Consider the following 1,963-nt stretch of genomic DNA (forward strand, 5'->3'; position numbering starts at 1 on the left):
ATATATCAATGATCCTCATCATGGCTGAATAAATTCAGCCGTTCGCTTATATCCCCCGCATGAATGACGCGGGCTTTACGCATCACTCTCGTAAAAATGGGGAATGGGGAAGAAGAAGGGAGAAGAATTTTCCCCTGCCTCAAGAGCAGCACCCTAGCCCTCTGCCTCTTTTCAATGCCCAATCCCCAATCCCCTACTTCAGCAGATTGTAGACAAGTTGCTCAAAAACCATCTATACTTGAGCGTTAACTTTAACTCATGAGGAGGGAATTATTGCTGATCCATTGAATCTAACCGTTAGCCTGAGAGGCACTCGTGAAGTCCGGGATAACTGTCAGCTATTCCGCCTCACAGGTTTGTTAGATGCCTTTTCTGAGCCGACATTTCGCAAGGTACTTGGCAGTAAGATTGACGAGGGACCTAAGCATATTATTTTGGATCTCTCACAAATCGACTTTATTGATAGCTCTGGCTTGGGTGCTTTGGTGCAGCTAGCCAAGCAGGCTCAAACTGCCGAAGGCACTTTACAAATCGTTACGAACGCCCGGGTAACTCAAACGGTCAAGCTTGTTCGCCTAGAGAAGTTTCTCTCCCTGCAAAAATCAGTTGAAGAAGCTCTAGAAAACGTCAAGTAGTCTTGATTGCTTGAACCGAGAGATCAATTCGGCTATCCAGATTCAACATCGGATAGCTTAAATTTTAAAACTTCTGGCAGAAAACCTCTCTCCTTGTGGGAGAGGCACAAAGCCAGTTAAGCTATTATCTTTAAAGTTGAGCAATAATTAAAGATATAGACACCCAGTTCTTGGGTATGTAATTTTTTGCTTCTTATCGGATAAACAATCAAGTCTGAGAAATTTGTAAGAAATACAAAGCCAGCAGATTTGTTTATAGGTAAACTTGACTTGATAGTGTATAGTTAAAAATTGTCGCTTACTAAGTAAGCATGACAATGCGATCGATTAACAGGGTGATTTTGATGTTAAAATTTTACCCTATTTTAGGCACAGACCACAAGTAGGCAAAATTTGGTTTACAGGCGTTGACATGAGGGGGATCTAAAATGCTTTCTTCTCAATCAAAAAGATCGAATTAGTAAGTATTTATGACAGTATTGATTATGCCAAGTATAGGATTATGGCTGACTTCAGAAAAATCAGTCTTTGCAAAGAATGCCTGCCGAATGTAGCCCGTCAAGGAATGATTTATTTGTGAAGTCACAGGAGGAAGAGGTATTAGATGGACAAGATGAAACTCCCAAACAGACTTTATCTTGGACTGAAGGACTCTTGACAACCACAGCGCCATTCCAGCAGATTTCTCTCTCACAAGTGCAACAAATTTCTCCTACTGCTTTAGCATATTTGGGGGATGCAATTTATGAGTTATATGTTAGAATGTTCTATCTGCTGCCATTGCAGCGGTCAGGAATTTACCATAGTCTGGTAGTGGAGCAGGTAAGAGCGGAAACACAAGCGCTACATTTGCGATTGCTGATTCCTGATCTGAGGGACACCGAATTAGAAATTGTCCGACGGGGTAGAAACGCCGCTACAGGACGCCCTAAGCGACTGAATCCCGAAATTTATCAACAGGCAACCAGTCTAGAAACCTTAATTGGCTACTTATATCTCACCGATTACCAGCGTCTAACCGAACTGTTGCAAATGCTTCATGTAAAAAAAGAGTGACAACTGAATTTTACAGTAGCCGCAGCACTAGATTAGGTTCAAAAAATTGAGGAAATTGTGACGATCAACCATACGTTATACCTATAACTCAAATGCAGAATAAACCTAGAAAAGTCAAGACTTCTAACGAATCCAATCGTGGGCAACCCGTAAAAATTCAGGGTAAGCGTCTTGTTACTAATCCGACTCGCAATCCCAGGAAAATAGATAGCAACGCTGTCTCTAGTGCTAATCCGACTCGCAATCCCAGGAAAATAGATAGCAACGCTGTC

Annotated in this window: 2 protein-coding genes and 1 pseudogene; all 3 read left to right on the forward strand. The window is 41.8% G+C overall.

Annotation, left to right across the window (positions count from 1 at the left end; translation table 11 throughout):
• Positions 1-284 precede the first annotated feature (284 nt).
• Entirely contained in the window at positions 285-635 is a 351-nt protein-coding gene (locus V7K32_RS12760) for an STAS domain-containing protein (RefSeq protein ID WP_199326607.1), read from the forward strand.
• A gap of 576 nt (positions 636-1,211) precedes the next feature.
• Positions 1,212-1,691 (forward strand): Mini-ribonuclease 3, encoded by a 480-nt coding sequence (locus tag V7K32_RS12765; protein ID WP_334993681.1) that lies wholly within the window; start codon positions 1,212-1,214, stop codon positions 1,689-1,691.
• 92 nt (positions 1,692-1,783) lie between these two features.
• Positions 1,784-1,963 (forward strand): annotated as a pseudogene (locus V7K32_RS12770) (23S rRNA (guanosine(2251)-2'-O)-methyltransferase RlmB); the annotation flags it as partial.

This window comes from Nostoc sp. (genome assembly GCF_036917635.1).
Taxonomy (GTDB): domain Bacteria; phylum Cyanobacteriota; class Cyanobacteriia; order Cyanobacteriales; family Nostocaceae; genus Nostoc.